The sequence below is a fragment of the Mariprofundus micogutta genome, from assembly GCF_001895085.1.
Lineage (GTDB): Bacteria > Pseudomonadota > Zetaproteobacteria > Mariprofundales > Mariprofundaceae > Mariprofundus > Mariprofundus micogutta.
This window is the reverse complement of record NZ_BDFD01000020.1, coordinates 23,990-50,498: the sequence shown is the minus strand read 5'-3', so window position 1 is coordinate 50,498 and position 26,509 is coordinate 23,990. Positions and strand designations below refer to the sequence as shown.

22 protein-coding genes are annotated in these 26,509 nt (G+C 48.7%); 17 read left to right on the top strand and 5 right to left on the bottom strand.

The features are described from left to right. Positions 1-332: 332 nt before the first annotated feature. Positions 333-2,990, bottom strand: a complete 2,658-nt coding sequence (gene acnA / locus MMIC_RS10345; protein ID WP_171966502.1) for an aconitate hydratase AcnA — start codon at positions 2,988-2,990, stop codon at positions 333-335. A 165-nt stretch (positions 2,991-3,155) separates the two neighbouring features. Between acnA and MMIC_RS10340 the strand changes: the two genes are divergently transcribed. The 3 genes from MMIC_RS10340 to MMIC_RS10330 all read left to right on the top strand — a co-directional run bounded on the left by MMIC_RS10340 (position 3,156) and on the right by MMIC_RS10330 (position 5,223). Continuing rightward, positions 3,156-3,698, top strand: a complete 543-nt coding sequence (locus MMIC_RS10340) for an NAD(P)H-dependent oxidoreductase (protein ID WP_072660397.1) — start codon at positions 3,156-3,158, stop codon at positions 3,696-3,698. Positions 3,699-3,852: 154 nt separating this feature from the next. Further along, positions 3,853-4,689 carry an RNA polymerase factor sigma-32 gene (locus MMIC_RS10335; RefSeq protein ID WP_072660396.1) on the top strand — a complete coding sequence of 279 codons (837 nt, stop codon included), beginning with the start codon at positions 3,853-3,855 and terminating at the stop codon, positions 4,687-4,689. Positions 4,690-4,794: 105 nt separating this feature from the next. Beyond that, positions 4,795-5,223, top strand: a complete 429-nt coding sequence (locus MMIC_RS10330; protein WP_072660395.1) for an Hsp20/alpha crystallin family protein — start codon at positions 4,795-4,797, stop codon at positions 5,221-5,223. Positions 5,224-5,288: 65 nt separating this feature from the next. Here MMIC_RS10330 and MMIC_RS10325 read toward each other — a convergent pair whose 3' ends face one another. The 3 genes from MMIC_RS10325 to MMIC_RS10315 form a co-directional block, all read right to left on the bottom strand. Further along, positions 5,289-7,007 (bottom strand): POTRA domain-containing protein, encoded by a 1,719-nt coding sequence (locus MMIC_RS10325; RefSeq protein WP_072660394.1) that lies wholly within the window; start codon positions 7,005-7,007, stop codon positions 5,289-5,291. A 108-nt stretch (positions 7,008-7,115) separates the two neighbouring features. Then, positions 7,116-7,613 (bottom strand): DUF992 domain-containing protein, encoded by a 498-nt coding sequence (locus MMIC_RS10320; RefSeq protein ID WP_072660393.1) that lies wholly within the window; start codon positions 7,611-7,613, stop codon positions 7,116-7,118. Between the two features lie 132 nt (positions 7,614-7,745). Beyond that, on the bottom strand, positions 7,746-8,345 hold the full coding sequence (locus MMIC_RS10315; protein ID WP_072660392.1) for a histidine phosphatase family protein: 600 nt from the start codon (positions 8,343-8,345) through the stop codon (positions 7,746-7,748). 94 nt (positions 8,346-8,439) lie between these two features. On the opposite strand from MMIC_RS10315, the gene folE reads away from it, so the two are divergent. Beyond that, on the top strand, positions 8,440-9,042 hold the full coding sequence (gene folE, locus MMIC_RS10310) for a GTP cyclohydrolase I FolE (RefSeq protein ID WP_072660403.1): 603 nt from the start codon (positions 8,440-8,442) through the stop codon (positions 9,040-9,042). Positions 9,043-9,101: 59 nt separating this feature from the next. On the opposite strand, the gene MMIC_RS10305 is transcribed toward folE, so the two are convergent. Next, positions 9,102-10,049: a homoserine kinase gene (locus MMIC_RS10305; protein WP_072660402.1), complete on the bottom strand. Its 948-nt coding sequence runs from the start codon at positions 10,047-10,049 to the stop codon at positions 9,102-9,104. 132 nt (positions 10,050-10,181) lie between these two features. Between MMIC_RS10305 and murA the strand changes: the two genes are divergently transcribed. From murA to MMIC_RS10240, 13 genes are all read left to right on the top strand, one after another. After that, complete coding sequence (gene murA / locus MMIC_RS10300) at positions 10,182-11,477, top strand: UDP-N-acetylglucosamine 1-carboxyvinyltransferase (protein WP_072660391.1); 1,296 nt, start codon at positions 10,182-10,184, stop codon at positions 11,475-11,477. Further along, positions 11,470-12,138 carry an ATP phosphoribosyltransferase gene (gene hisG, locus MMIC_RS10295; protein WP_072660390.1) on the top strand — a complete coding sequence of 223 codons (669 nt, stop codon included), beginning with the start codon at positions 11,470-11,472 and terminating at the stop codon, positions 12,136-12,138. The genes murA and hisG overlap by 8 nt, the downstream gene beginning before the upstream one ends. Before the next feature lie 10 nt (positions 12,139-12,148). After that, positions 12,149-13,450, top strand: coding sequence for a histidinol dehydrogenase (gene hisD / locus MMIC_RS10290; RefSeq protein WP_072660389.1), 1,302 nt, complete (start codon positions 12,149-12,151; stop codon positions 13,448-13,450). 121 nt (positions 13,451-13,571) lie between these two features. Beyond that, a complete protein-coding gene (gene hisC / locus MMIC_RS10285; RefSeq protein WP_083530564.1) occupies positions 13,572-14,606 on the top strand; it encodes a histidinol-phosphate transaminase in 1,035 nt (344 codons plus the stop codon). Next, a complete protein-coding gene (gene hisB, locus MMIC_RS10280; RefSeq protein WP_072660388.1) occupies positions 14,603-15,190 on the top strand; it encodes an imidazoleglycerol-phosphate dehydratase HisB in 588 nt (195 codons plus the stop codon). Before hisC ends, hisB begins: the two co-directional genes overlap by 4 nt. 95 nt (positions 15,191-15,285) lie before the next feature. Further along, a complete protein-coding gene (gene hisH / locus MMIC_RS10275; protein ID WP_072660387.1) occupies positions 15,286-15,915 on the top strand; it encodes an imidazole glycerol phosphate synthase subunit HisH in 630 nt (209 codons plus the stop codon). Then, on the top strand, positions 15,903-16,661 hold the full coding sequence (hisA, locus tag MMIC_RS10270; protein ID WP_072660386.1) for a 1-(5-phosphoribosyl)-5-[(5-phosphoribosylamino)methylideneamino]imidazole-4-carboxamide isomerase: 759 nt from the start codon (positions 15,903-15,905) through the stop codon (positions 16,659-16,661). The genes hisH and hisA overlap by 13 nt, the downstream gene beginning before the upstream one ends. Continuing rightward, positions 16,661-17,425 carry an imidazole glycerol phosphate synthase subunit HisF gene (hisF, locus tag MMIC_RS10265; RefSeq protein WP_072660385.1) on the top strand — a complete coding sequence of 255 codons (765 nt, stop codon included), beginning with the start codon at positions 16,661-16,663 and terminating at the stop codon, positions 17,423-17,425. Before hisA ends, hisF begins: the two co-directional genes overlap by 1 nt. A 163-nt stretch (positions 17,426-17,588) precedes the next feature. Further along, the gene (locus MMIC_RS10260; RefSeq protein ID WP_227819477.1) at positions 17,589-18,224 is read left to right on the top strand and encodes a YfiR family protein; all 636 of its coding nucleotides are present in this window, start codon (positions 17,589-17,591) and stop codon (positions 18,222-18,224) included. Then, positions 18,217-20,925 (top strand): PAS domain S-box protein, encoded by a 2,709-nt coding sequence (locus tag MMIC_RS10255; RefSeq protein ID WP_072660384.1) that lies wholly within the window; start codon positions 18,217-18,219, stop codon positions 20,923-20,925. Before MMIC_RS10260 ends, MMIC_RS10255 begins: the two co-directional genes overlap by 8 nt. 125 nt (positions 20,926-21,050) lie before the next feature. Continuing rightward, entirely contained in the window at positions 21,051-23,096 is a 2,046-nt protein-coding gene (locus tag MMIC_RS10250) for a TonB-dependent receptor plug domain-containing protein (protein WP_227819476.1), read from the top strand. A 109-nt stretch (positions 23,097-23,205) separates the two neighbouring features. Next, positions 23,206-24,939, top strand: a complete 1,734-nt coding sequence (locus MMIC_RS10245) for a hypothetical protein (protein ID WP_072660383.1) — start codon at positions 23,206-23,208, stop codon at positions 24,937-24,939. Between the two features lie 64 nt (positions 24,940-25,003). Then, the gene (locus MMIC_RS10240) at positions 25,004-26,506 is read left to right on the top strand and encodes an Eco57I restriction-modification methylase domain-containing protein (RefSeq protein WP_072660382.1); all 1,503 of its coding nucleotides are present in this window, start codon (positions 25,004-25,006) and stop codon (positions 26,504-26,506) included. Positions 26,507-26,509: the final 3 nt, after the last annotated feature.

The window sequence follows — 26,509 nt, the reverse complement described above, 5'->3', positions numbered from 1 at the left end:
CGACTACTGATATTTCAAATACTTCGCTATTATCTCTCATAGTTCGCTCCGTCCTTCTTCGTAATGGAATATCTCCATTCTGGCACATTGCGATGCCGTTAGGGGACGGAGCGGACCATCCCATTAGTCTGGGCCGGTTTGAAGCAGTCAGTAGTCAAAGTGAATCACTTCATTCCAATGGTGCCCAGTTTTGTCATTCAGGCCACCCATGGTTTTCACCTTTCGGGCGAAAAATGTGCAAATCATCTATCCTGATAATTTATCCGGAATAGGGAGGCTCAAACAAAGAACCCCGCACTAAGGCGGGGTTCTTTGTTTGGAGCTTGGTTAGATCAGCTGGCGAGCTGACGCAGCACGTAGTGCAGGATGCCGCCGTGCTGGTAATACTCGACCTCTTTCGGGGTGTCGATGCGTACATCAACGGTGAAAGATTTAACCGAACCATCCGTTGCTGTGGCGGTGACATTCAACTCTTTAGCGGAACCATCACCAATGCCTGCAAAGTCGTAAGACTCATGACCAGTCAGACCAAGTGATTCAGCTGATTCACCTGCTTTGAACTGCAGAGGAAGGATGCCCATGCCAACCAGGTTGGAGCGGTGGATGCGCTCATAGGTCTCAGCAATCACAGCCTGAACACCCTGTAGTCGCGGGCCTTTGGCTGCCCAGTCACGTGAGGAGCCGGAGCCGTACTCTTTGCCGGCAAGGATGATGGAGGCAACACCCTCATCAATATACTTCATGGCAGCATCGTAGATGCTCATTTGCAGGCCGGATGGCTGGTGGATGGTAACGCCACCTTCTGTGCCCGGAGCGAGCCTGTTGCGCAGGCGGATGTTGGCGAAGGTGCCGCGCATCATAATCTCATGGTTGCCGCGACGAGAGCCGTAGGAGTTGAAGTCTTTCGCATCAACACCACGCTCCTGCAGGTAACGGCCCGCCGGAGAGTCCGCTTTGATCGCACCGGCTGGGGAAATGTGGTCAGTGGTAACTGAATCACCCAAGAGAGCCAGTACGCGTGCGCCCTTGATGTCGCTGATCGGATCAAGATCAAACGTCATGCCTTCGAAATATGGCGGGTGCTGAATATAGGTGGAATCCGAGTCCCAGGCGAAACGATCACCGGTCGGTGCTGCGAGATTCTGCCAGTTACTGTCACCAGCATAGACATTGCCATAAGAGCTTTCGAACTGCTCAGCAGTCACGCATGATGCGACCACATCGGCAACTTCTTTCTGCGTTGGCCAGATATCTTTCAGGAACACATTATTGCCATTCTGATCCTGACCGATCGGGTCATTATACAGATCGATATTCATTGTGCCTGCGATGGCATAAGCCACGACAAGTGGCGGAGAAGCAAGATAGTTCATGCGCACTTCTGCATGTACACGGCCTTCAAAGTTACGGTTGCCTGAGAGTACGGAAGTGACAGCCAGATCGCCTTCTGCAATTGCGGCAGAAACTTCTGCAGGCAGAGGCCCCGAATTACCGATACAGGTGGTGCAGCCGTAACCAACAGTATTAAAACCAAGCTTGTTCAGTTCGGATGAGAGGCCTGCCTTGTCCAGATATTCAGTGACCACGAGCGAGCCGGGGCCGAGTGATGTTTTCACCCACGGGGCTGAGTTCAGGCCGAGCGCAGCAGCCTTCTTAGCCACAAGTCCAGCCCCCAGCATGACTGAGGGGTTGGAGGTATTGGTGCATGAGGTGATGGCTGCAATCACAACTGCGCCATCATCAATGGTAACTTCTTCACCGTTAATCGTGGTGGAGACAGCCTTGGTTGAAATGCCAGCTTCGGCTTTTACCGCTTCAACTGTTTCCTGATATTTGGCTTTGGATTCAGTCAGTGCAATACGGTCCTGCGGACGTTTGTGACCTGCCAGAGAAGGTACAACCGATGCCATATCGAGTGAGAGGTATTCACTGTAGATGGCTTCCGGTGAATCAGCTTCGCGGAACATGCCCTGTGCTTTGGCATAGGCTTCTACCAGAGCGATGTTTTCTTCAGAGCGGTTGGAGAGACGCAGATAGTTCAGAGTTTCTTCATCAACCGGAAAAATACCGCATGTCGCGCCGTATTCAGGGGCCATATTGGCGATGGTGGCACGATCTGCCAGTGGCAGTGAATCAAGCCCTTCACCATAGAATTCAACAAATTTACCCACCACACCGTGGCTACGCAGCATTTCAACAATGGTCAGCACCAGATCAGTAGCTGTGGCACCTTCAGGCAGTTCACCGGTCAGTTTAAAACCGACGACTTTAGGTACGAGCATGGAAACCGGCTGGCCGAGCATGGCAGCTTCAGCTTCAATGCCACCAACACCCCAGCCCAGAACACCGAGGCCGTTGATCATGGTGGTGTGAGAATCGGTACCGACCAGCGTATCAGGATAAGCTACGCCTTCATTGTTCACGAATACGGTGCGTGCAAGAAACTCAAGGTTCACCTGATGAACAATGCCACAGCCAGGAGGCACAGCCTTGAACGTTTCAAAGGCATTTTGTCCCCATTTGAGGAAGTTGTAACGCTCGCGGTTACGCTGGAATTCAATGTCGGTGTTTTTAGCCGCGGAATCGGCGTGGCCAAAGTTGTCCACCTGTACAGAGTGATCGATCACCAGTTCGGCAGGTGCCAGCGGTTCGATTTTAGCGGTGTCACCACCTAGGGATGCCATGGCATCACGCATCGCAGCCAGATCCACAACTGCAGGCACGCCGGTGAAGTCCTGCATCAGTACGCGTGCAGGCATATAGGCAATCTCGTGATTCGGTTCTGCTTTCTCATCCCAGTTGGCCAATGCGTTGATATCGCTCGCGGTCACATTCAGACCGTCTTCGCGGCGTAGCAGGTTTTCCAAGAGCACTTTCATGGCATAGGGAAGACGGCTCACGTCACCTGCAGCATTCAGCCGATAATAGGTGTAGGCCTTATCCCCGACCTGAAGTGTATCTTTGGCATTAAAACTGTTTGTCACTGGCATCTCCAACTATAACTGCATTTCCACCCAAGCGGTGGTGCGATATGAATCCATCATCGCAAAAAGAGGCCGCAAGCTAGCGTTAATTGCATTGATTCTAAAGTGCGCTGGTTTTTTTTCTCGGATCAGTAACAATGGCAGTCATGGATTCGGGAAGAGGAGAGCTTTGTGAACGTATTAATCGCCTGCCATTCTGATTACGGCAACACGAAAAAAATGGCTGATGCCATTGCTGCAGGAATGAGAGTCAGTTGCTCGACTGCAGATATCACTCTGAAGTCTGCAATAGATACCGCTCTGGATGATCTTGTGGTTGCTGATGTCATTGTTTTCGGCACTCCGGTTCACATGGGTTCGATGGCATGGCAGATGAAACAGTTGATTGATCGGGCTGGCAAGTTGTGGATGGAGGGCACTCTGGAGGGCAAGCTTGGAGCTGTGTTTGCGACCGGTGGCGGTTTTGGTGGTGCCGGAGGTGGTGTGGAAACGACCATGGTGTCACTGCATTCCAACTTTCTTGAACACGGCATGATCGTAGTCGGTTTCCCTAAATCATTGCCCGGTTATGCCGACGGTGGATTGCAGTGGGGTGCTTATGGACGCAGTGGAGACCATACAGGCATGCCTGCAACGGTATCCGATGCTGCTCTGGCAGCCGCTCGCAGCTATGGTGCTTATATTGCTGAGGTGGCCGTTAAACTCGTCAAATAAAGGGGTTTAATTATGGTTTTTTAGTCACATACAAAGTTGAGATGCACTGCAAGCATTTCGTTCCACTGTTTTTGAACTCCCTATTTTTTTTCTTTGCGCACATGTATTGCCCGGAAAATCGCACTATAAACTCTCTTCTGACCAGGAGGTTGTATTGGCAAATAACGATTCGCTGAAGGCCTTAACCAGTCTTGATTTCTTTTATCAGGAATTACGCAAAATTCCCAAGTTAGACAGAGAGCAGGAGGATGAGCTTGCCCGCAAGTGGCAACGTGATCACGATCTGGATTCAGTACAGCAGTTGATTAATGCCAACCTTCACAGTGTAGCTGCTGTTGCACGAGAATATCGTCACTTTGGTTTGCCGGAGGAGGACCTTATCCAGGAAGGTACTTTAGGGCTCATGCATGCAGTGAAACGCTTTGATCCTGACCGCGGTTTCAGACTTAAAACTTATGCTTCGTATTGGATCAGAGCATCGATTCATGATTTTATTCTGCGCTCATGGAGCATTGTTAAAATGGGCACCAATAAATTGCAGAAACGGATTTTTGCAGGGCTCCAGAAAGCAGAGAATGCCATTGCCGCCCTTGAAGGCAGGAATCTGGATACTGTGGCTAAAGAGCATGGAACCACTGGAGAATCCTACCAGACGATAGCCTCATCTTTTTTGAGACGTGACTTTTCTATTGATGCCATCGATGCCGATGGTGAAAAGATTCTGGAGTTGCCCGCACCGGATGATACACCTGAGCAGCTTCTGGTTGAGAAAGACTGGGCACTATTCACTCAGAATCAGCTTGAAGAGGCCATGGCGATCTTATCCGAGCGCGATAGATATATCATCCGGCAACGGCACCTGATTGATCCTCCTGTTACATTAAGTGAGCTGGCTGAAGGGTTTGGCATTTCTATCGAGCGGGTGCGGCAACTGGAGGCCAGAGCAATGAAAAAGATGCGGGCATTTGCAGCTGATTTGATAATACAATGAACTGATATTCTGGCTGCATCAACCCTTGAACTGATAAAATAACGCCCTATATATAAATTGCCGGCAGATGAATCCGGCCAGAAAATCTATTTAAGGAGGTGTGTTATGACCCTGATGCGTTGGACACCATGGAACGAACTTGAAAGCATGAATCGGCAACTCAGCCGCCTGCTTGATGGTGATCATTTTGATGTGGCACGTGATGCAGGCCAGTGGGCTCCATCAGTTGATATTAAAGAGACTGACGATGCTCTGTTGGTACAGGCTGAATTGTCAGGCATTGAAAAGAAAGATGTTCACCTTGAGGTGAAAGATGGCGTGCTGACACTTTCAGGCGAAAGGCGTTATGAGAAGGATGTGAAGGAGGAGAATGTACATCGTGTTGAACGTGCATACGGTCAATTCTCCAGAAGCTTTAGCCTGCCAAGCAATGTCGATGCTGAAAAAGTAGAAGCCACTATGAAAGATGGTGTGCTGGAAGTCAGGCTACCCAAACGGGAAAGTGCCAAACCCAAATCAATTGCCATCCATTAAGTGGTGCTGAACTGAAGAGTGCGGAGCCGGTTTCAGGCCCCGCACTCATGTATCATCAGGAATGACTATCTTGCCAGCGCTCTTTTCGTGCCGCTGACTTCATAAATCCGTACAGGGATGATTTCACCTTTGACATCTTCAGGCATGGATACAGCGACAACGGGGTAGCCGCGTCCCTGATACAGTTGTGTGATTTTATCTCTGGCTTGCATCAGATCTGATGATGATTTGTTGTCACCCAGATAGGGGCGCAGTTTCTGCTGGATGATTTTATCCGAGATCAGGCTGTTGCCATAGATTTCAAAACCTGAAATTTTACCATCCAGCTTTTCCACTTCTGCTACTACCGGTGGTTCCGGTTTCTTTTCTACAGCCGCTTTGGCGGGCGCTTTTGCCAGCGCTTTACGCGGTGCTTTCTTGACTACTTTTTTTCTGACCGGGGCTTTCTGTACGTCGGGTTTTGCCTTGTCAGTCAGGGCCTCGACAGCTTCAGACTTTGTTTTGACCTCAGCCGCAACAGCTGTGCCATGAAACCTTCTGGCGGCACTGGCATACATGTATTCAATGCCCATTCTTTTTCGCAGTCCGGCCAATTCAAGCTGACGCTGTGCTTTATCATAAGAAGTTTTAAGGGCTGAAAGAACATAGTAGGCCTGTTTACCTTCGCGCTCTGCAACCAGCATCAGGGCATGATATTCAAGACCTGCTCGTTTGAGGATGTTGATAGCGGTATCCTGACTCATGTAAACACCGATAAATGACAGATAACGATAGGCGTGCATTTTATTTACTTCACGCTGCCAGATCGCCATGGCTGCATCGGTATTTCCCGCCTCGAGTTGTTGCCAGCCATCAGCCAGCCATGCGGGGGCTTCTGGAAGCGGCATGGTTGAGGGGGAATCTGTTTTTTCGATGGTTGCTGTCATTGTATTTTCAGCCTGTTCGGATTTCGTTTCAGGCTGTAGTGGAGCCGGTTCCTGTCTGTTTTCTGCTGTATTCATTGCGGCATCTGCTTGAGCCTGGGTTTCAGGCTTGTCTACAGATACCTCTTCATCTTTTACGGTTGTCTGTTCAGCTGAGACTGTCTCTGCAATTGCTGGCTGTTCAGACTCTCTGTTCGGGGCTGTGCTAACATCCTGAGTTGGTTCATTGCCGCTATCAGGCGTGATTATGGCCCCATCATCATCCTGGCTTGCAGTCGTTGTCTCTGATGACTGATCGAGGCCTTCACCCATGTCGCTATTTGTTGTTTCAGCTTTGAGGCCTCCCTCAGCAATTGTTATGTGGACCGTGCCGTCAGATGCAGCTTGCGGATAAGAAATTCTGACACCTTTAAGTCCGGATGACTGGTACAGTTTCAATACGGAGACCTTCACCTTGAACAGGTTTGTGCTGTTCTTCTTCAAACCCAGAAAGCCACTCAGGTGCTGCTGAATTCTGCCTGTATCAATCAGGGTGTTGCCTTCGGTTTCAAATGCATTGATTTCATTGCTGATGATGGGGGCTACTGTTTCAACAGAATCAACTGTGGCGTCTGCCGGAGCGATCTCCTGACCTGTCGAAGTACCCGTATCTTTTTGTGCAGAGGGCACGATGATTTTGCCGGCTGGAACTTCAGCTGAAGTTGGATTTGTATTGATGTCACCCTGCTCACTGGAAGGAGTGGAATCTGTTGGTGGTATGATGTCTTGATCGGCAGCAAAGGCCGGCTGAGCCAGCATCAGACAGGCGATGGTAGCAGTTGCAATACATTGGATCGGACGTGTTAAATTCAGCATAATCATAGTAGTTACCTGTGAATCCCTTAATCAGGCGAATACTCTGCTGTCTTTATATTGATTCAGTGTCTTCGGTCACACCAGACAAGCGAGGCTGATGTGGTGGTTCGATCTTTAGTCAAAAGCCTCAAGATAGAGATAAGTGATACCAACAGTTGCCCCGATGCCTTCGTTACCCTCAAACGCGGGCTCAAGCGAAAAGCTGTTCTGACCATCTCCAACCAGCACCTGCACGCCGGCCCCTGCACCTAAACTGACGGACGCCCCTGCTCCGATATATTTACCTGCCAGTTTATGGTTTCCCTGTTTGAAGTCTGCAGCAAGTACGGCAAATACCAGCGCCTGACGTATTTTGTGGGCAATATCCAGACCTAACTGGACGCCTGTCTCACCAATATAATATTCGGTCGTACTGCGATCAGAGGAGACATACTTACATTTCACATCCACGGTGGAATGAATAAGCAGATTCAGCCGGGTGTTGGGAATAGATTCACAGGTCAGAATGCCGATTTTTGTACCGGCAGAGGATTCTCCTGCCTGAAGAGTAGATGAAAATATAAATAGTGCGCTGAATGCGATTAAAGCGGATGTGAAATAATTTAGCAGCATATCTGTCTCCTGAATAATGACTTGCCATCGGCTATAACAGCTATGCGCTATTATAGACCAAGTCTGCGCCATTTTCAGATGTATGGGTATCAAAACAGGTGAAAGGGGGGGCAGTAGCTGGCCGCAGACCTGTCATTCTGATGCTAATGGATTGCTGTTGTGAAAGAGGAGGCTGTTTTTGCCATTGTGATATGAGAGCCTGCTTCTGCATGCATAGGGCATTTCCAGATGTCGTGTGGACGCAATCGGTGCGGCAAGGATATGCGCGATGAGCATACGCAGAGCGCCTGAGTGGGAAACCAGAAGAATCTGTCGCTCATCGTATTCGATACAGGTTTCTGTCCACCATTCAGCTATGCGTTGGCGTAATTCTTCTGGCGATTCACCACCGGGTGGTCGCATACCTTCCGGATTGCTTCGCCACTGTTCCAGAATGCCCGGATATTGCTGTTGAATTTCAGGGATGGTTTTGCCTTCCCAATCGCCATAATACATTTCCCTGACACGCGGTTCGATAATGCATTCGATGTCACTTTGTCTGGCCCAGTCAAGCGCAGGTTCTGCACAACGGGACAGCGGAGAGCTGATGATAAGATTAATGTTTCCCTTGATTTCAGCCCATGCCTTGTCCATCCGGGAACGCCCTTCAAGTGTCAGTGGGTCATCCACATGGCCTCGGTATTTCACTCCTCCTTGCAGCGCACCGTGGCGTAACAGATCCATTGTAAGCATCGGCTCTCCCGTAATACCAACACCTATAATGGGTGTTGCGTTGTTAAAGTTTGCGCTATGGTGCATGCCTGAAACGGAAAAGGAAGAGAGAGCTGTGACTGACGATCTGGATTTGAATGACCCGAAAAATATACAAGGCATGCAGCATGTGCGCGGCCTGCTTGAATACATTGGTGAAGATGTGGGGCGTGAGGGCTTACAGGAAACGCCAGCCCGTGTGCTCTCTGCCATGCATGAACACTTTTCCGGTTACAGGGAAGACCCGCGCGAACACTTGGAAAAGACCTTTGAAGAGGTTGAAGGTTACGATGAAGTCGTACTGGTTTCAGATATCGATGTGCACAGCCACTGCGAACATCACATGGTACCGTTTGTCGGCAAAGCGCATGTTGCATATATCCCGCGTGGCCGCGTGGTGGGTCTCTCCAAGCTTGCACGCGTGGTTGAGGGTTATGCCAAGCGTTTGCAGGTGCAGGAAAAGCTGACCATGCAGATTGCCAATGCCATTGAAGAGGTATTAGATCCGAAAGGCGTGGCTGTGATTGTCCAATGCCAGCATTTTTGTATGTGTCATCGTGGCGTTCACAAGCCAAACTCGTGGACGACAACGTCCAAACTGACCGGCGCATTCATGAATAACCCGTCATCACGTCTTGAGCTGTTCCAGTTGATAGGCATGGAAAAATCAGCCAAATAAACTGACTGTCTATGAGTTTAATGCGCTGATTCAGATGATGTTATCCGGCTTATGCTCTGTTACCGGGCATGGCGGTGAAAAAGCAATTTATGACGATACTCTTCCGGATCTTTGGTCTGGGTCATAGCACCACCACGCGGGAACAGGGCATCATATAAGCGTGAGACCCAGAAACGCAGGGCTGCGAGCCTGAGTAACAGGGGTAGTGCGTCACGTTCCTCCTCCTGTAATGGACGCAGGGATTCATATCCATCCATAAATGCATCAATGCGGGCCTGATCATTTTCACCCAGCAATACTGCCTGAGCATTCAGGGTGATGGCGATGTCCATCGCATAGGCTGCACTATGCGCATAATAGAAGTCGATAATGCCGGATGCCTTTTCACCCTCAAACAGGATATTGTCGACAAACAGATCGCCATGAATCACGCCGTCTGGTAGCGAATCCCAGACACATGAGTTCTGGAATGCCAGTTCGCTGGTGAGTAGTTCTCCGGCTTCAGGGCCATACACGGCGGTGGTTTTTTCCAGTACTGCAGCAATATTTTCTGCCAGCCAGTCAGGGCCGGTCGGGTTTTCTCTTGCTTCATCAAAATCGGAGCCGGCCAGATGCAGTTGTGCCAGCGATTCACCTGAAGCGCTTAATTGTGTTTCATTGAGTTCATCCAGTGTGCGACCTGAGAGGCAGGAAACGATACAGCCCTGTTTACCGTGAATCTCAAAAAGCAGCGAACCATCTGTGCGCTGCATAACATCCGGGCAGGAGAGGCCGTTATGTGCCAGATGGCGCATCAGACGCATGAAATATGGCAGCTCTGTTGCATCCAGGCGTTCAAAGATGGTCAGTACAAAACGCGCTGAGTTTTCTGAGCCTTCGGTATTGATGAAAAAGTTGCTGTTCTCGATACCGGCCGCAATGCCTTCAAATGAGGTCAGCGTACCTAGATCATAGTCGGTGAGGATGGATTTAATATCGGATTCGGAGAGTTCTGTATAAACGGACATAGTGGCAATCATAACCGTTGTAAATTGGCTGTCAGCCATTGTCTGCTGAAGTCGCATTTCGAAGGTTTTACAGGCATTGTTTGCAATGGGCTGAGCGGCTAGCGTTCGCAGCCTTTATGGTGCAGGTATTTTATGGATAAAATCATTATTCGGGGTGGCGAAGTGCTGTCCGGTACAATCGAGGCCAGCGGAGCAAAAAATGCTGCGCTGCCGTTGCTTGCGGCAGCAATTCTTGTGGATGGCTCGGTGACCTACCGCCGGATCCCGCATTTGAAAGATATCTCTACGATGATGACATTGCTGGCCTGGCAGGGCGCTGAAGTTACTTATGACGACCAGCACTGCCTGCATGTGGATACGCGGCCTGCTACCAAATCCGAGGCGCCATATGAATTGGTGAAAACCATGCGCGCATCTTCACTTGTGCTTGGACCTTTACTGGCCCGCTTTGGTGAAGCCAAGGTGAGTCTTCCGGGGGGCTGCGCTATTGGCGCACGTCCGATTGATATGCATTTGAAAGGTCTGGAAGCGATGGGGGCCGAGATTGATGTGGAGCAGGGTGATATTGTTGCCCATGCGCCCAATGGATTGAGTGGAGCGCATATTGTATTTGACCAGGTGACTGTGACAGGTACTGAAAACCTGATGATGGCGGCAGTGCTTGCAAGTGGTATGACTGTGCTTGATAACTCTGCCCGTGAGCCTGAGATCGTCAATCTGGCGGATTCATTGCGTTCACTGGGTGCGGATATTGAAGGCGACGGCACAAATCGCATCGTGATTCAGGGCGTGGAACGCCTGCATGGTGGTGAGATGACCACCATCGCCGATCGTATTGAAGCGGCTACTTATCTTGCTGCAGGTGTGATTACCGGTGGCGATGTGACTGTGACGGATGTTGATCCCTCCATGCTCGAAGCATTTCTGGCTCGGCTGAAAGAGACGGGATGCACGGTTGAAACCGGCGAAGATTATATTCGCTGCAAAGCCAATGGCCGACTGAAAGCAGTGGATATTTCTACCCTGCCTCATCCTGGTTTTCCAACCGATCTTCAGGCCCAGTTTATGGCCTTGATGACATTGGCGGATGGCACGAGTGTGGTTCGGGAAACCATTTTTGAAAATCGTTTTATGCATGTGCAGGAGCTGGCGCGTATGGGGGCGAACATCCGTCTCGACGGTAACACGGCTATTGTGACTGGTTGTGAACGTTTGCAGGGCGCACCTGTTATGGCTACGGACCTGCGTGCATCGGCCTCGCTTGTACTGGCAGCGCTTGCTGCTGAAGGCGAGACAGTCGTATCACGCGTGTATCACATCGATCGTGGATATGAGCGTATTGAAGAAAAATTAAGCAAACTCGGCGCACGCATCAAACGCCATAGTGTAAGTGAAAACTGGATGCAGGGAGCTCGTTTAGATGCCTGATACAAGACCTTTGACGATTGCGTTGTCCAAGGGCCGCATTCTGGAGCAGACATTGCCGTTGTTAGCTGCGGCAGGCCTGACTCCGGCTGAAGACGTACAGAAAACCCGCAAGTTGATGGTGGGCGGAACGTTTGCCGGAGAAGAGATCCGTTTTCTGATTATCCGTGCAGCAGATGTCTGTACCTACGTTGAGCAGGGGGCCGCTGACCTGGGTATTGCAGGCCGTGATTCATTGCTGGAATACCGGCCGCATGTGTATGAACCACTGGACTTGAAAATCGGTCGTTGCCGTCTGTGTGTATGTGGACCGAAAGAGCTGGTTGAGGCTGGCGCCCCTGAGCGCGGTAGTCGCATTCGTGTGGCAACCAAGTATGACCATCTGGCCAGTGAATATTATCTGGCACAGGGCGTGCATGCTGAAATCATCCACCTCTACGGTTCCATGGAGCTGGCTCCGTTGGTGGATATGGCTGAACGCATTGTCGATCTGGTGGAAACAGGCGGCACACTGCGTGCAAACGGATTGATTGAAGAGACCACATTGTGTGATATCTCCAGTCGTTTGATTGTGAATCCGGCAAGCTTCGCAACGCGAAAAGGCCAGATTCAGCCGATTATTGAAAAGTTACGTCAGGCTGTTGAACAGTCCGATAACGGTTAAGGGTAGAGTTATGAGCAAGATTTTGAGACTGGATTCACAGCAGGAAGGGTTTGCCGATCAGCTGGATGCATTGCTGGCGCGTGAAGCTGATACCGGCGAGGATGTGCAGGGGTTGGTGGCGGATATCCTCTCCAATGTAAAAAAACGCGGTAATGCGGCATTGTGCGAATATACCGAACGTTTCGATGGCTGGCCCTGTGATGGTGATAGTATTGAAATCTCGCGTGAACGTATGGAAGCTGCATGGCATGCCGTATCCGATATGGATCGTGAATCACTGCAGTTGGCAGTTGATCGTATCCGCGCCTATCACGAGCATCAGCAGCAGGACGATTGGGAATATACTGATGACGTTGGCATGACGCTGGGGCAGAAGGTGACCCCGCTTGATCGAGTAGGTCTGTATGTGCCCGGCGGCAAGGCGGCTTATCCCTCCTCAGTATTGATGAATGCAGTCCCTGCACTGGTTGCAGGTGTTAAAGAGATTGTCATGGTGGTCCCAACACCGGGCGGTGAAATGAATGAGCTGGTGCTGGCGGCAGCGTATGTCTCCGGCGTGCAGCGCGGTTTTGCCGTAGGTGGTGCACAGGCAGTTGCGGCTTTGGCTTACGGTACTGAAACGATTCCAGCTGTGGATAAAATTGTCGGCCCGGGGAATAAATTCGTTGCCGCGGCCAAGCGTCAGGTATTCGGTACCTGCGGTATTGATATGATTGCCGGTCCTTCTGAAATCGTGGTGGTGGCAGATGGTGGAAATCCGGCCTGGATTGCAGCGGATTTTCTGTCTCAGGCTGAACATGATGAGGCAGCTCAGAGTATTCTGGTTTCAACGGATAAACATCTGCTGGCTCAGGTGGCTGATGCCATTGAAGCACATCTGGCTGTGTTGCCGCGAGCAGCAATTGCGCGTGCATCAGTGGAAACACATGGTGCGCTGATTCATGTGCAGAATTGGGATGAGGCCGCCGATGTGGTGAATATCATTGCGCCGGAACATCTTGAGTTGGCACTGGAGAATCCGGATGAGATTCTGCCTTCAATAAGACATGCAGGCGCGATTTTTATCGGTCACTTTGTACCTGAAGCACTCGGTGATTACATCGCCGGCCCTAACCATGTATTGCCGACCAATCGTACAGCTCGTTTTTCAAGTCCGCTGGGTGTTTATGATTTTCAGAAGCGCAGCAGTGTAATCCGTGCTACGCGTGAAGCTGTTGAAAAGATCGGCCCTGCTGCTGCACACCTTGCGCATCGTGAAGGTCTGCAGGCACATGCCCTGACGCTTGAGTTACGCTTGAACGGCAAGAAATGATCATGCTATTGAATAATATGGGCAGGACAAAAAGGCAGGATAGCCGTTTGGACATGCGTAGCACGCCCGCAGGGCGAGGTTTATGGATGAGCCGAGTCACGCTCCCGAACGGATGGCATAAGTGATAAGAGGCGATATCAAGGCTCTTTCAGCCTACCACGTGCCGGACAGTTCCGGCATGATTAAACTGGATGCCATGGAAAACCCGTTTTCCATGCCGGAAGACCTGCGTGAGAAATGGGCGAAGCGATTGTCTGACGTTGAGATCAATCGCTACCCGGATGCAGACATGTTCGAGCTGCGTAAAAAGATCGCCAAGCGCGAGGGTCTGCAGCCTGAGCAGGTATTACTTGGTAACGGCTCTGATGAAATTATCCAGATGATATTGATTGCCACTGTGCCGGGAACCTGTGTCATACCAGGCCCGACGTTCGTGATGTATAATCTGGTGTCGCAGTGGTTGAAACGACCTGTGGCAACCGTACCTCTGGCTGAAGATTTCACCATGAAAGATGAGCATTTTCTGCAGGTCTGTGCGCGTGAAAAAGCTGAAATTGCTTTTCTGGCATGCCCGAATAATCCGACCGGTAATCTGTGGCGGCAGGAGCGGGTTGAGAAAATTGCCAAAGGCATGGGCGGTATGCTGGTCATTGATGAGGCTTATGGTCCTTTCTCGGAGCGCACACATACCGATTTGATTGCGCCCAACGTCATGGTGTTGAAAACCTTTTCCAAGGTAGGCTGGGCTGGACTGCGTATGGGTTACCTGCTGGGTGATGCCGAGGTGATTGCACAGCTGAATAAAGTGCGTATGCCCTATAATATTAATGCCCTGACACAAGCTTCTGCCGATTTCCTGCTTGATCATTTCGATCTGTTTGAAAAACAGGTCGAAGTACTTCGTGGGGAGCGTGAGCGTATGGCTGAAGCATTGGCTGCAATCGATGGTGTTCAGGTGTTCCCGTCACAGGCCAATTTCCTGCTGTTCAGGGTGGCGGATGCAAACGCTATGTTTGAATCACTCAAACAGGCGGGAATATTAATTAAGAATATGCATGGTTCTGATAGGCTGCTGAGCAATTGCCTGCGTATTACCATTGGCAGTGAAGATGAAAACAATGCGGCACTAACCGCGCTTCGGGAGATTTTGATATGAGTCGAAATGCATCGATTGATCGTGCGACCAAAGAGACTTCGATCAGCCTGAGTCTTGATCTGGATGGCACAGGCAAGGCCGAGTTGAATTCTTCGATTCCGTTTCTTGATCACATGCTGGAGCAGATTGCCCGCCATGGCTTAATTGATCTCAGTGTTGAAGCCAAAGGAGATCGCGAGATTGATGATCACCACACGGTTGAAGATATCGGTATTTGCCTCGGTGAAGCGTTGCGGGATGCTATTGGCGATAAATCCGGCATCGTACGTTATGGCCATGCCTATGTGCCTCTGGATGAGGCGCTTTCCCGGGTTGTACTCGATTTCTCCGGCCGTCCGGGTCTGGAATACCATATCGATTTCCCTAAGGAGACCGTTGGTGGATTTGATATCGATCTGTTCAAGGAGTTTTTTCAGGCTGTGAGTAATCACGGCCGCATTACCCTGCATATCGATGCCCTGCGCGGTGGCAATAACCATCACATCATCGAAACAGTATTCAAGGCATTCGGTCGTGCTCTGCGCATGGCTGTTGAATTCGATTCGCGTCAGAGTGGAATTCCTTCGACGAAAGGCGCGCTTTGATCACTAAAAGACAATTCAATGCAGTGGACATGGATAGTTTTGAGAAATTAGCTATTTCTTTTTCTCCGTGTCCTCTGCGTACTCTGTGGTGAATCATGATTGGATTAATTAACTATGGTATGGGCAACCTGCATTCGGTAGCCAAAGCGCTGGAGAAAAACGGAGCTTCGGTTGAACTGGTGACTGATGCAGAAGCCCTGAAAAACTATGATCGTATCGTTTTGCCCGGCGTGGGTGCATTTCGTGACTGCGTGGCGGCGCTCCAGGAAAATGGTATGGATGAGGCTCTGCGTGAGTCTGTTTCCTCGGGCACACCATTTCTTGGCATCTGTCTGGGCATGCAGGTGTTGATGGATGTGTCGCACGAATTCGGCCGTTATCCGGGCCTGGGCCTGATTCCGGGAGCGGTAAAACATTTCCCTGAAGATCACCCGCAACGCGGTTTCAAGATTCCGCATATGGGCTGGAATGATGTTGTGCTTTCATCCCAGAAAGAGATGCATCCTGTGCTGGCACCGCTGGCCGGTAGCCAGGTCTATTATGTACACTCTTACTGTTGCATGCCTGAGGACCCTGAACATCTGTTGGCAGCATGTTCATATGGCGATTATCCGTTCGCTGCTGCTATTGGCCGTGACAATATCGTTGCGGTGCAGTTTCATCCCGAAAAATCACAGCGCGCCGGTCTCGCGCTAATGGAGGCATTCCAACAATGGAATCCGTAATTTCCCGAAAGTCTGCGAATGAATTTGAACTGATCCCCGCCATTGATCTGAAAGGCGGCCACTGTGTACGTCTGAAGCAGGGGCGTATGGATGATGCGACGGACTATGGTGATGATCCTGCAGCCATGGCTGCGCACTGGCAGTCTCTTGGCGCCAAGCGCTTGCATGTGGTCGATCTCGATGGTGCATTTGCCGGCAAACCTGCCAATCAGCAAGCGATTCGTGCGATCTGTGCTGAAATGAATATCCCAGTGCAACTCGGTGGTGGTTTGCGAGATCTTTCCATGATTGAGGGCACATTGAATCTCGGTATCCAGCGTGTGATCCTGGGCTCGATTGCAGTATCAAATCCATCACTGGTGGAAGAGGCTTGTAAGGCATTTCCAGGCCAGATTTGTGTCGGTATTGATGCCAAGGGCGGCATGGTTGCCGTACATGGTTGGGATGATGTAACCGATGTCAGCGCTGTAGATCTGGCGCATAAGTTTGAAGATGCAGGTGTTTCTGCGATTATCTATACAGATATTGCCCGTGACGGCATGTTGAGTGGCCCGAATATCGACGAAACCGTGAATCTTGCCAAAGCAGTTTCTATTCCGGTTATTGTATCCGGCGGAGTGGCTAAAATGGATGATGTGACAGCCTGCGCTGCACATGTGGATGATGGGATCTGTGGCGCGATTACTGGACGGGCCATTTATGAAAACACCATCGACTTTGCTGCTGCCATGAAGGTGCTCGGCTAATGCTTTCCAAGCGCATTATTCCCTGTCTGGACGTGGCTCACGGGCGTGTGGTCAAAGGCGTCCAGTTTGTAGATATCATTGATGCCGGTGATCCGGTCGAGGCTGCGATCAAATATGATGCGCAAGGGGCGGATGAGCTGACCTTTCTTGATATCCGTGCCAGCCATGAAAGCCGTGATACGCTCTATCATATGGTGACCGAAGTAGCTGAGCATGTATTTATGCCGCTTACAGTAGGTGGTGGTGTAAAAGCATTGTCTGATATTGAAAATCTTCTGCATGCCGGTGCCGATAAAGTATCGATCAATACAGCAGCTATTTTTAATCCAGAGCTGGTCAAGGATGCTGCAGAGCGATTCGGCTCCTCAACCATCGTGGTGGCAGTGGATGCCAAGGCTGTAGATGATCACTGGGAATGTTTTACCCATGGTGGCCGCAAACCAACCGGCATCAATGCTGTGGAATGGGCGAAGCGTATGTCCGATTACGGGGCTGGCGAAATTCTGTTGACCAGCATGGATGCAGATGGCACTAAAAACGGTTACGACATACCCTTAACCCGTGCTGTTTCCGATGCGATTACGGCCAATGTGGTGGCATCTGGCGGTGTAGGCACGTTAGAGCACATGGCAGAAGGTTTGAAGGAGGGAGGGGCCGATGCAGTGCTTGCCGCTTCCATATTCCATTTCGGTACTTTCACTATCGATGAAACCAAACAGTTCCTGGCTGGCCAGGGCATCCCGGTTCGCCAACTGTCGCTATAAACTTGGGTTTTAGCCACTTTCAACTATAATCAATTAACACCTGCTGAATTCCGGTGATTTCAACATGGTAAAGCTTATGGAGAGGTGTTGTTGAAGCGTTCAATCAGGCATGTGATTTTGGCTTTATATCAAGCATTAGCAGTCACAGCTAATGCTATCGTATATGATGATGAGGCTTGTTTCATGGCCTGCTCCACAGGTCGCCGGTTTGATACTTAAATCTAAAACATTGCGCCACTTTTTCTGTGGCTGCCTGATGTTGCTACTGCTCACATTTTTTGCAGCGGGCCCCGCATATGCTGCAGAGCGAGTCAGGGCAGGTGTGAGCGACCTTACTGCTGTATATATTTTTAACTTCATTCGTTTTACCGACTGGCCGGAAAACAGCCTTGCGAAAGACGCAGCGCCGGATAAGGACAGTGTTCTGATTAATGTCCTGCATAACCAGAAAATTCATGACACATTAAAGCGTATTATTGCCAAACCCGCGGCACAGAAACTCGGTTTGGCCTTGCAGTCATGCAATCAGACAAGCTGCATTCAAAATAGTTCGGTCCTCTTTATCGGGGAATCGGACAGGGGTCATTTCAGTCAGTTGCTCAAGCTGGTTGAAGGCAGCCCGGTTCTGACCATTTCAGATGTTCCCGGCTTTGCTGAGCAGGGCGGAATGGTCGAAATAAAATACCACAACGAAAAACTCACCTTTGTCGTCAATTTACAGGCAGTCAATCGCGCCGGTCTTTATATCAGCGCGCAACTCCTGCAATTGGGTGAGATTGTCGGGAGGGACAATGAATAGAATAATTTCTACTTCTATTCAGCGCCAGCTTCAGCTCTTTTTCGTGCTAACACTTGGTATCACCGTGCTCATTATGGGCGGTGTATGGATCAGTCATAATCAGGTGTTACTTGAAGAAGAGGCTGAACGGGTTCTGATAGTTCAGAGTGACATCATAGGTGCAGCTGCAAGGCCTGCCCTGATGTTCAACGATCAGCGTATGGCAGGCGAACTTTTGCAGGCCATGAAATTCGACCCGGATGTCTCAGTAGTGAAGTTGTTCACCTATGATGGCAATGAATTGTTTACCTATACTGCAGAAGGCGACACTGCAGGGGTAAACCAGTCGATTGAGTTCCAGTCTGTCCCTGGTAGCGCTTATACAGATGGCAGACTGAAGTTATTCAGAGTTATTGAGCACAAAGGCAGTCCTGTAGGTGTAATCTATCTTGAATCCGACATGAATCACTTGAAAAAGAGTAAAAATGCCGGCTTTATCACGGTGATCATGGTGATGGTCGGGTGTCTCGTGTTTGGCTTACTGCTGGCATCCAGACTGCAGGCAAGAATAGCTTCGCCGATCAGTTCGCTGGCTGGCCTGATGCGGAAGATGGGCACTCATCAGGATTATATGATCAGGGCGGATCAGCCTGTTTATAACAGAGAAACTCAGGATTTGCTGCAGGGTTTCAACCAGATGGCTGAAAAAATCCAGCAGAGCTTTGATACGATTGAGCAGAATCATGTGCGCTTGAAAGAGAGCGAGGAGCGCTTCCGCAATATTGTCGAACTTGCTCCGGTGCCAGTAATCGTGACGCGCCCGTCTGACGGACATGTGCTGTTTTACAATCAGGCATCGGCAAGGCTGATCGGGGTTAATGAACAGGGCCAGATGCAACTTAACGCAGTTGATTTTTACCGGCATCCGGAAGATCGTGATGTGATACTGGAGAAATTGAAAAAACAGGGTGAATTCCATGGTCATGAGTTGGAAGTAGTTGGCAGTGACGGTGAGTCTCTCTGGATATCGTTATCAATGAGCATGATGTTTTTCGAAGGAGAACAGGTCCTGTTCAGTGCTTTTGTGGATATTACGGAACAGAAAAGCGTAGAGCGGGTATTGGCGCAGAATAATCAGGCTTTGGAACAGAGGGTCGTTGAACGTACCAGTGAGTTGCAGTCTGCAAGAGATGAACTGCAGTCAACTCTGGATAATATGATTGATACCTACTACCGGGTTCATGCCGACGGTACTGTGAATTGGGTGTCGGCTTCGGTGGAGGCTTTGCTCGGTTATCAGGCCAGTGAAATTGCTGGTATGCCGCTCGAGAGTCTGTCTGTGGATGGATTACGTTTCCCTCAGGTGACTGAAGCACTGGAGCAGCATGGCGGAGCTGTAATTAACCAAAGAGTACAATTGAAACACAAACAGGGTTATGCAATCTGGGTATCAATTTCTGCGCATCGGATTGATAACAAACCGGGTGAACTATCCGGTGTAGAAGGCGTTGTGCGTGATATTACCCTGATGGTTCAGGCTGAAGAGCAGAAACGAAATATGGAAGAACAAATGGCACATGTGCAGCGACTGGAGTCGCTCGGCGTTCTTGCCGGCGGTATTGCACATGATTTTAACAACATTCTCGCAGGTATTATGGGGAATGCTGAATTGGCAGAGATCAATGCTCTGGAAGGGGAGTCTGTTGACCATGAGCTGAAAAATATTCTTACAGGGTCAAACAGGGCGGCTGATTTGTGCAGGCAGATGCTGGCCTATTCCGGCCAGGGTATATTTTTAAGAAGCGAAGTGAATATGACGATGCTTATCGAGGAAGCATTGCAACTGATTGATGTGTCGATATCCAAAAATATTTCTCTGAAGCTGGATCTTTCCAATGCCCTGCCGAATGTAAATGCAGACAAAACCCAGATGCAGCAGATTATCATGAATCTGGTCACCAATGCGGCTGAAAGTATCGGGGATGAAACGCCGGGCAATATCACCATTACTACCAGCCTGATTCAGGCCGGTAAAAGTGACCTGCAAAGTAAATTTATTGATGAGATCAGAGAGCCCGGTTCGTATGTTCTGTTTGAGGTGGTTGATAACGGCTGCGGCATGAATAAAGAAACGATGGATAAAATGTTTGATCCTTTCTTTACCACTAAATTTACAGGACGTGGATTGGGAATGAGTGCTGTACTGGGAATTGTACGATCACATGAGGGCGTGATTCAGGTCAGCAGCAAGCCGGGTCGAGGAACACGCTTTAAAGTGCTTCTGCCGGTCAGTAATGGTGAAATGATTGATTTGATGGACGAGGATGTTGAAATAACGCCGTATAGGGATAGTGAGCGTACAATCTTGCTGATTGATGATGAAGTCATGGTCAGAACAGTTGTTGACCGATTAATGAAGAAGTTGGGCTGCAAGGTGATGCTTGCCTCCGATGGTGTGGAAGGGTTTGAAATCTACAAGCAGCACCGGGCAGAAATTGATCTGGTTCTGCTGGATATGACGATGCCGAAGATGGGCGGCAAGGAGACTTTATCCAGGCTGCGTGATCTAAATGCAACATTGCCGGTGATTATCTGTAGTGGTTACAGCAATGACACAGTGTCAGGCCAGTTCGACACAGTTCAGCCAAGCGGTTTTTTACAGAAGCCGTTTTCGTTGAAATTGTTGAGAGAAGTGCTTGATATGATAAGTACGAAGTCATAAGGACAGAGATGATGAGTATTGATGTACATTTAGCGCAACTGTCGAAATCTGCTGTCTGATGCGTTAAAGTTCGGGGCCAGCACTAACACTACTCTGTTTGGGGAATCATATTGATAGGAGGGGGAATGGAGGCCATCACATCGCGCTGGACGCGCATGATTAAGCTTGTGTTGCCGGTAATGGCTGCAGGGTTATCGTCGATACCGGTAATGGCTGCAGAGCGCTATTCTCCGGATGACCTGCTTTCGATGAATATTGAAGACCTGGTGAATGTGAAAGTTACAACTCTCTCCAAACGTGAAGAGACATATATGTCTACGGCAGGTGCGGTATTTGTTATCACCAATGATGATATTCGCCGCTCCGGTGTGCGCAGTATTCCAGATGCTTTGAGGCTTGCTCCGGGCCTGCAGGTTTCCCAGACCAACTCAAACCAGTTTCAGATAGGCATTCGTGGCCAGACCGATTTCTGGACCGACCTTTTGCTGGTCATGGTCGATGGTCGTCCTGTCTATAATACAACATTTTCCGGCGTCTGGTGGGTGGCTCAGAATTACCCGCTTGAAGAGATAGAGCGCATTGAAGTTGTGCGTGGACCCGGGGGGGCGATCTGGGGCTCGAACGCAGTGAATGGTGTGATCAATATCATCACTAAAAACGCCGGAGCCACCCAGGGTTTGCGCGTTACTGCCGGCACCGGCACTGAAGAAACAGGCTTTGGCAACATCAGATATGGAGCCAGCATCGGCAAGCTTGATTACAGGCTGTATGCCATGCGCGAAACCCGAGATGGTGGTTTATCTTTAAACGGTATTACTGATGCCTATGACTTCAGACGCATGAAGCAGCAGGGCTTCCGTCTTGACTGGCAGGCAGATGCTACAACCAATATTTCCCTGCATGGTGATGCTTATCAGATTCATAGTGGACAGCTTGGGTATTGGATGCCGAATCCAACACCTTTGAATTTCATCAATCTGTCGAATAGCGATAACGGATACAGTGGCAAAAATCTTGTGTTGCGTATGGAAAAGGAACTGACCTCTAATATCGCCTTTAAAGGGCAGCTGTTTTATGATCAATACAAGGTACATACGAGAATTATCCGTGAGAAAAAAGAGAGCTTTGATGGTGACTTCCAGCTCGATTTTTCCGATGTGCTGAACCAGAATATTTCTATTGGTACTAATCTTCGCGGTATTCGATCACATTTTGATAGCACGCCACAATTTCAGATGCCATCACGAAGCACTAGTCTTGCTTCATTCTTTGTCAATGATGAACTGTCTCTATTTGATGGCAAATTTCGTATTATTGGTGGTGTGAAAATGGAGAAAAACTCCTACACCAAATGGGAGTCCCAACCGAGTATTCGCGCTATTGCATCTGATGATAACTGGGCCATATGGGCCTCTGCATCGAAATCAGTACGTACACCGAATGACCTGGAAAATGGTCTGGTTTGGAATCGTAAAGCTTCCGGATGCTGGACTTCGCCAGTTACCAGGGTTGCATGTCTGGTCAGACAGATTGGTGACGGAAGAGCCCAGACTGAGAAGGTGAAGACCTATGAGATTGGAGCTCGCGTACGCCCTACCAGTAAAAGTCTGATTGAAGTCACGGCTTTTAAAACGATCTATAAGGGAGTTCTGGATACCTGGCAGGATCGAAACCTGGCAAATCCGCTCATACCGCAGGCGATTGTCCCTGAGTATTTAACCAACGTGCTGAATGGCAAAGGTGATGGTATTGAGGCTAATTTCAGAATTGAAGCCTCAGAAGGACTGACATTCAAAGGCTCTTATACCTATTTGCATCAGAACTATGTCGATTATCCTGTTGCTGATGGCGAAACTATCTGGACCGTACGTTCAAACAGAGAGCAAGATCCCAAGAGTCGTTTCCATGCAGGGGTGAGCTGGAATCCAATCAAGGAAATCGAGTTTGATGCGAACCTCTATTTTAACGGTCCTTTCCGAGACAATAACGTAACAGGCCATCACCGTTTGGATGTGCGCGTGGCTTATAAACCTGTTGAAGAGCTCGAGATAAGCTTTGTCGGACAGGATTTGATGAATTTGAAACATCGGGAAAATGAAGACAACTCGATGCAATACTCATCCCTGGTCCAGCAGCGCTGGTACGCTCAGGCGACATACAGCTACGATTAAGCGAAACACAATCCCCCCATTTTGGGCAAGCCGATCAATAAAGGTGTTGATAGTATAGCCCTAATAAGATACAATCCCTTTAACGCTAACGGTTAAGAGGATACGTCACTTGAGCAAGAAATCTTGTCAAAACAATATACCAAGGATTCCACTTGAAAGAGGTGAAATTCAGGTGAATTTTTGCAAGAACCCTATTTGTGATCATTACGGTGTCGCAGCCAGTCAAAACAGTAAAGGTGATAACTATCACCTAACGGCTGGAAGTAAAAAGCCTGTGGCTAAATTGATTTGTAAGGACTGTGGTGAGCTTTTTCCGATAAAAAGCAACCAAGGCATTGATGAGGAAGTGAATAGGCTTGGCGCATACCTTGAGCCTCTTGATGAACCAACATGCCCTGATGAACTGTGCCTCAATCACACTGTTGGAATTAGCGCAGGTAAAGCGGCTTATCAATCTTTTGGTAAAACCAAGTCAGGCTCACCACGCTATCGTTGTAAACTATGTAAAAAGTCTTTTTCAGTAAAGCAGGCTACCACTGGGCATAAAGCGCCACATAAAAACAAACTGATATTTAAGCTGCTTATGAACAAATCACCATTCAGGCGAATTTGTGAAATTGCGGATGTTCACATGGAAACTATTTATAGCAAAATAGACTTCTTACATCGCCAGTGCCTTGTATTTATTGGTGAAAGAGAACGTAGGCTTATGGGTAAACATCTTGATCGCGTTTATGTGAGTGTGGATAGGCAAGAATATGTGGTAAATTGGTCAAGGCGTGATGACAAGCGCAATGTAAAACTCACAGCTATTGGTAGTGCCGATAATCAAACAGGTTATGTGTTTGGTATGCACCTTAATTATGATTCATCGGCTGATCATGAATTAATAGAAACAGAGTCCTTGATTGATGAGGGATATAAGCATGCCTATAGAAGGCATGCACGACTCTGGTTGCAGAGTGATTATGATGAGGGTGCCATGCGGTCACAGGCGAATAAGAGGCTTGCTATGGATTTGACTGGTGATATTGAAGGTACATACGCCCAAGCAATCAACCGTGATGATGTGGAAGTATCAGAAGCCCTTGGTAGTACAAATAGGCTACCAGCGAGGGGTATGCAGGTTCATTCTGATTATACGATGTATGGACATTTCTTCCATTTGCACAAGCTGCTTGGCAATGTGGATAAAGTTCGCTTCTTTCTCGATCAGGACTCAGGTATCAGAGCCGCTTGCTTATCAGCGTTTCAGAAAGAAATTAGCAATCGTAGCTGTGATGCATTTTATGTAAGGTTAAATAAGAACCTTACGGTTGATGAAAAAAGGCATGTGTTGGCTGATTCACGCAAAGAGTTCAAGGCAGTGCAAAAACAATACCCCGACCTTTCAGAAAATGAAATCAAATTGATGTTGATTAAGCAGCGCATGGCATCCATGGCAGAGATTGGCAAATGGAAGGATAAATGGTTGTTGCATCCATTTCCAAATATGAGCGAGCCTGAAAAGGCGATATGTTATTTAACCGATTATGATGATTATGATGAGGATCATCAAGCATGGTTATACAACAAGGCATCCATGCACGGGATTGATTGCTTCTTTATGCAGGTTAGACGCAGGTTATCATTGCTTGAACGTCCTATATCTTCGGCAAGTAGCACGGCGCGTAGATGGTTTGGTTATTCAGCATATAATCCTGAAAGCATTATCAAGCTATTGGACATATTCAGGGTTTATTACAACTATTGTCTTGCAGGAAAAGATAAGCAAACACCCGCAATGCGGATTGGTTTAGCTAAGGGTGTCGTGCCTTTGGAAGATATTATTTATTTCGGGTAATAGGAATTCTACTTGAAAGTAATTCTGTATTGAGCTTATTATACAAAAGGGAGAGTGGACAGGTATGGAACAAAACGAAATTGTAGATAACGCTTATCGAAATGGGATAGAAGCCACTCGCAAACTGCAAGCCGCAGAGCAAAAGGAAATGGGGCAGTACATGACACCGCCAAGCGTGGCTCGGTTTATGTCTCAACGGTGCATTCCTCATGCACACAAGTCTTCCCTTTGTGTGCTTGATCCAGCAGCAGGCAGCGGGGTTCTTGCAGCCGCCGCAATAGAAGGACTGATGGATTGTGACACTAAGCCAAAAAACATCAAATTGATTTTGTGTGAACTAGATGGCCGAATGATCCCAACTTTAAAAAAGCTCGCTAACAACCTTCGCAACAGGGCAAAACTTAAGGGAGTTTCACTAACTGTCTCTATAAAACATGGCGATTTCCTGCTATCTCAAATGGCTCTATCTTCCAAGGCTATTGCCGATGTGATCATAGCCAATCCGCCTTATTTCAAAATCAATGCTTCTGATGAGCGAGCTGAAAAGCATAGCTATGCTGTTTATGGCCAGCCAAACATTTATGGGTTGTTCATGGCGGCTTGCGCAAAGCTGCTTAAGAGAAATGGAAAGTGGTGTTTCATAACCCCACGAAGCTGGACTAACGGTGCTTATTTTGCTGCCATGAGGAAACATTTGTTCAACAATCTGCACATAGAGGCAATGCACACATTTGAGAGCAGAACAGAACATTTTACTGATGATGAAATTCTTCAAGAGGCGATGATTACTTGGGCTACTACGAAAGCTAAATCAAACCAGAATGTGATCGTAAGCTCAAGTGCTGGTTTGGCTGATTTGCATAACTCCCAATTGAATAATATGCCGTTGAACCAAGTCATTGATGACGATGATGACCAAATGCTTATTCTCCCAACCCATGTAAATGGCATCGATTTGAAAGCATGGGGATCGACCCTCGAAAACTATAGCTTAAAAGTTAGCACTGGTCCTATTGTTGCATTCAGGGCTGATAAGTTTGTCCGCTTGAGAAAATCCAAGCAAACCGTCCCTTTTCTTTGGATGCAGCATATAAAACACATGGCGGTTCAATGGCCTATCAAAAAGAAACGGGAACATATTGTTGCAAATGCTGCATCCGCTTGGATGCTGGTTCCGAATGAAAACATGGTTGTGATGAGGCGCTTTAGCCCGAAAGAAGATGAGCGAAGGGTTGTTGCAGCTCCCTATATTGAGGGGTCGCTTCCAGGGGCGGTCATAGGTTTGGAAAACCATACCAATTACATTTATCGCCCTGGTGGTAATGTGACTGAGGCAGAAGCGGTGGGGCTTGCGGCCTACCTAAATAGCAGAGTTGTAAATCAATACCTAAGAGCTGTTGCTGGTAATACTCAAATCAATGCAACCGACCTTCGTAGGCTTCCTCTTCCATCATTGGATATTATTAGATACATAGGCCAAAGTGCGTTGGGTTTGTCGCTGGATGAAATTGATGCCGTTGTCGAAAATGCTCTTGCAAACGAGAATAGAGAGAGATTGGCCGCATAAGAA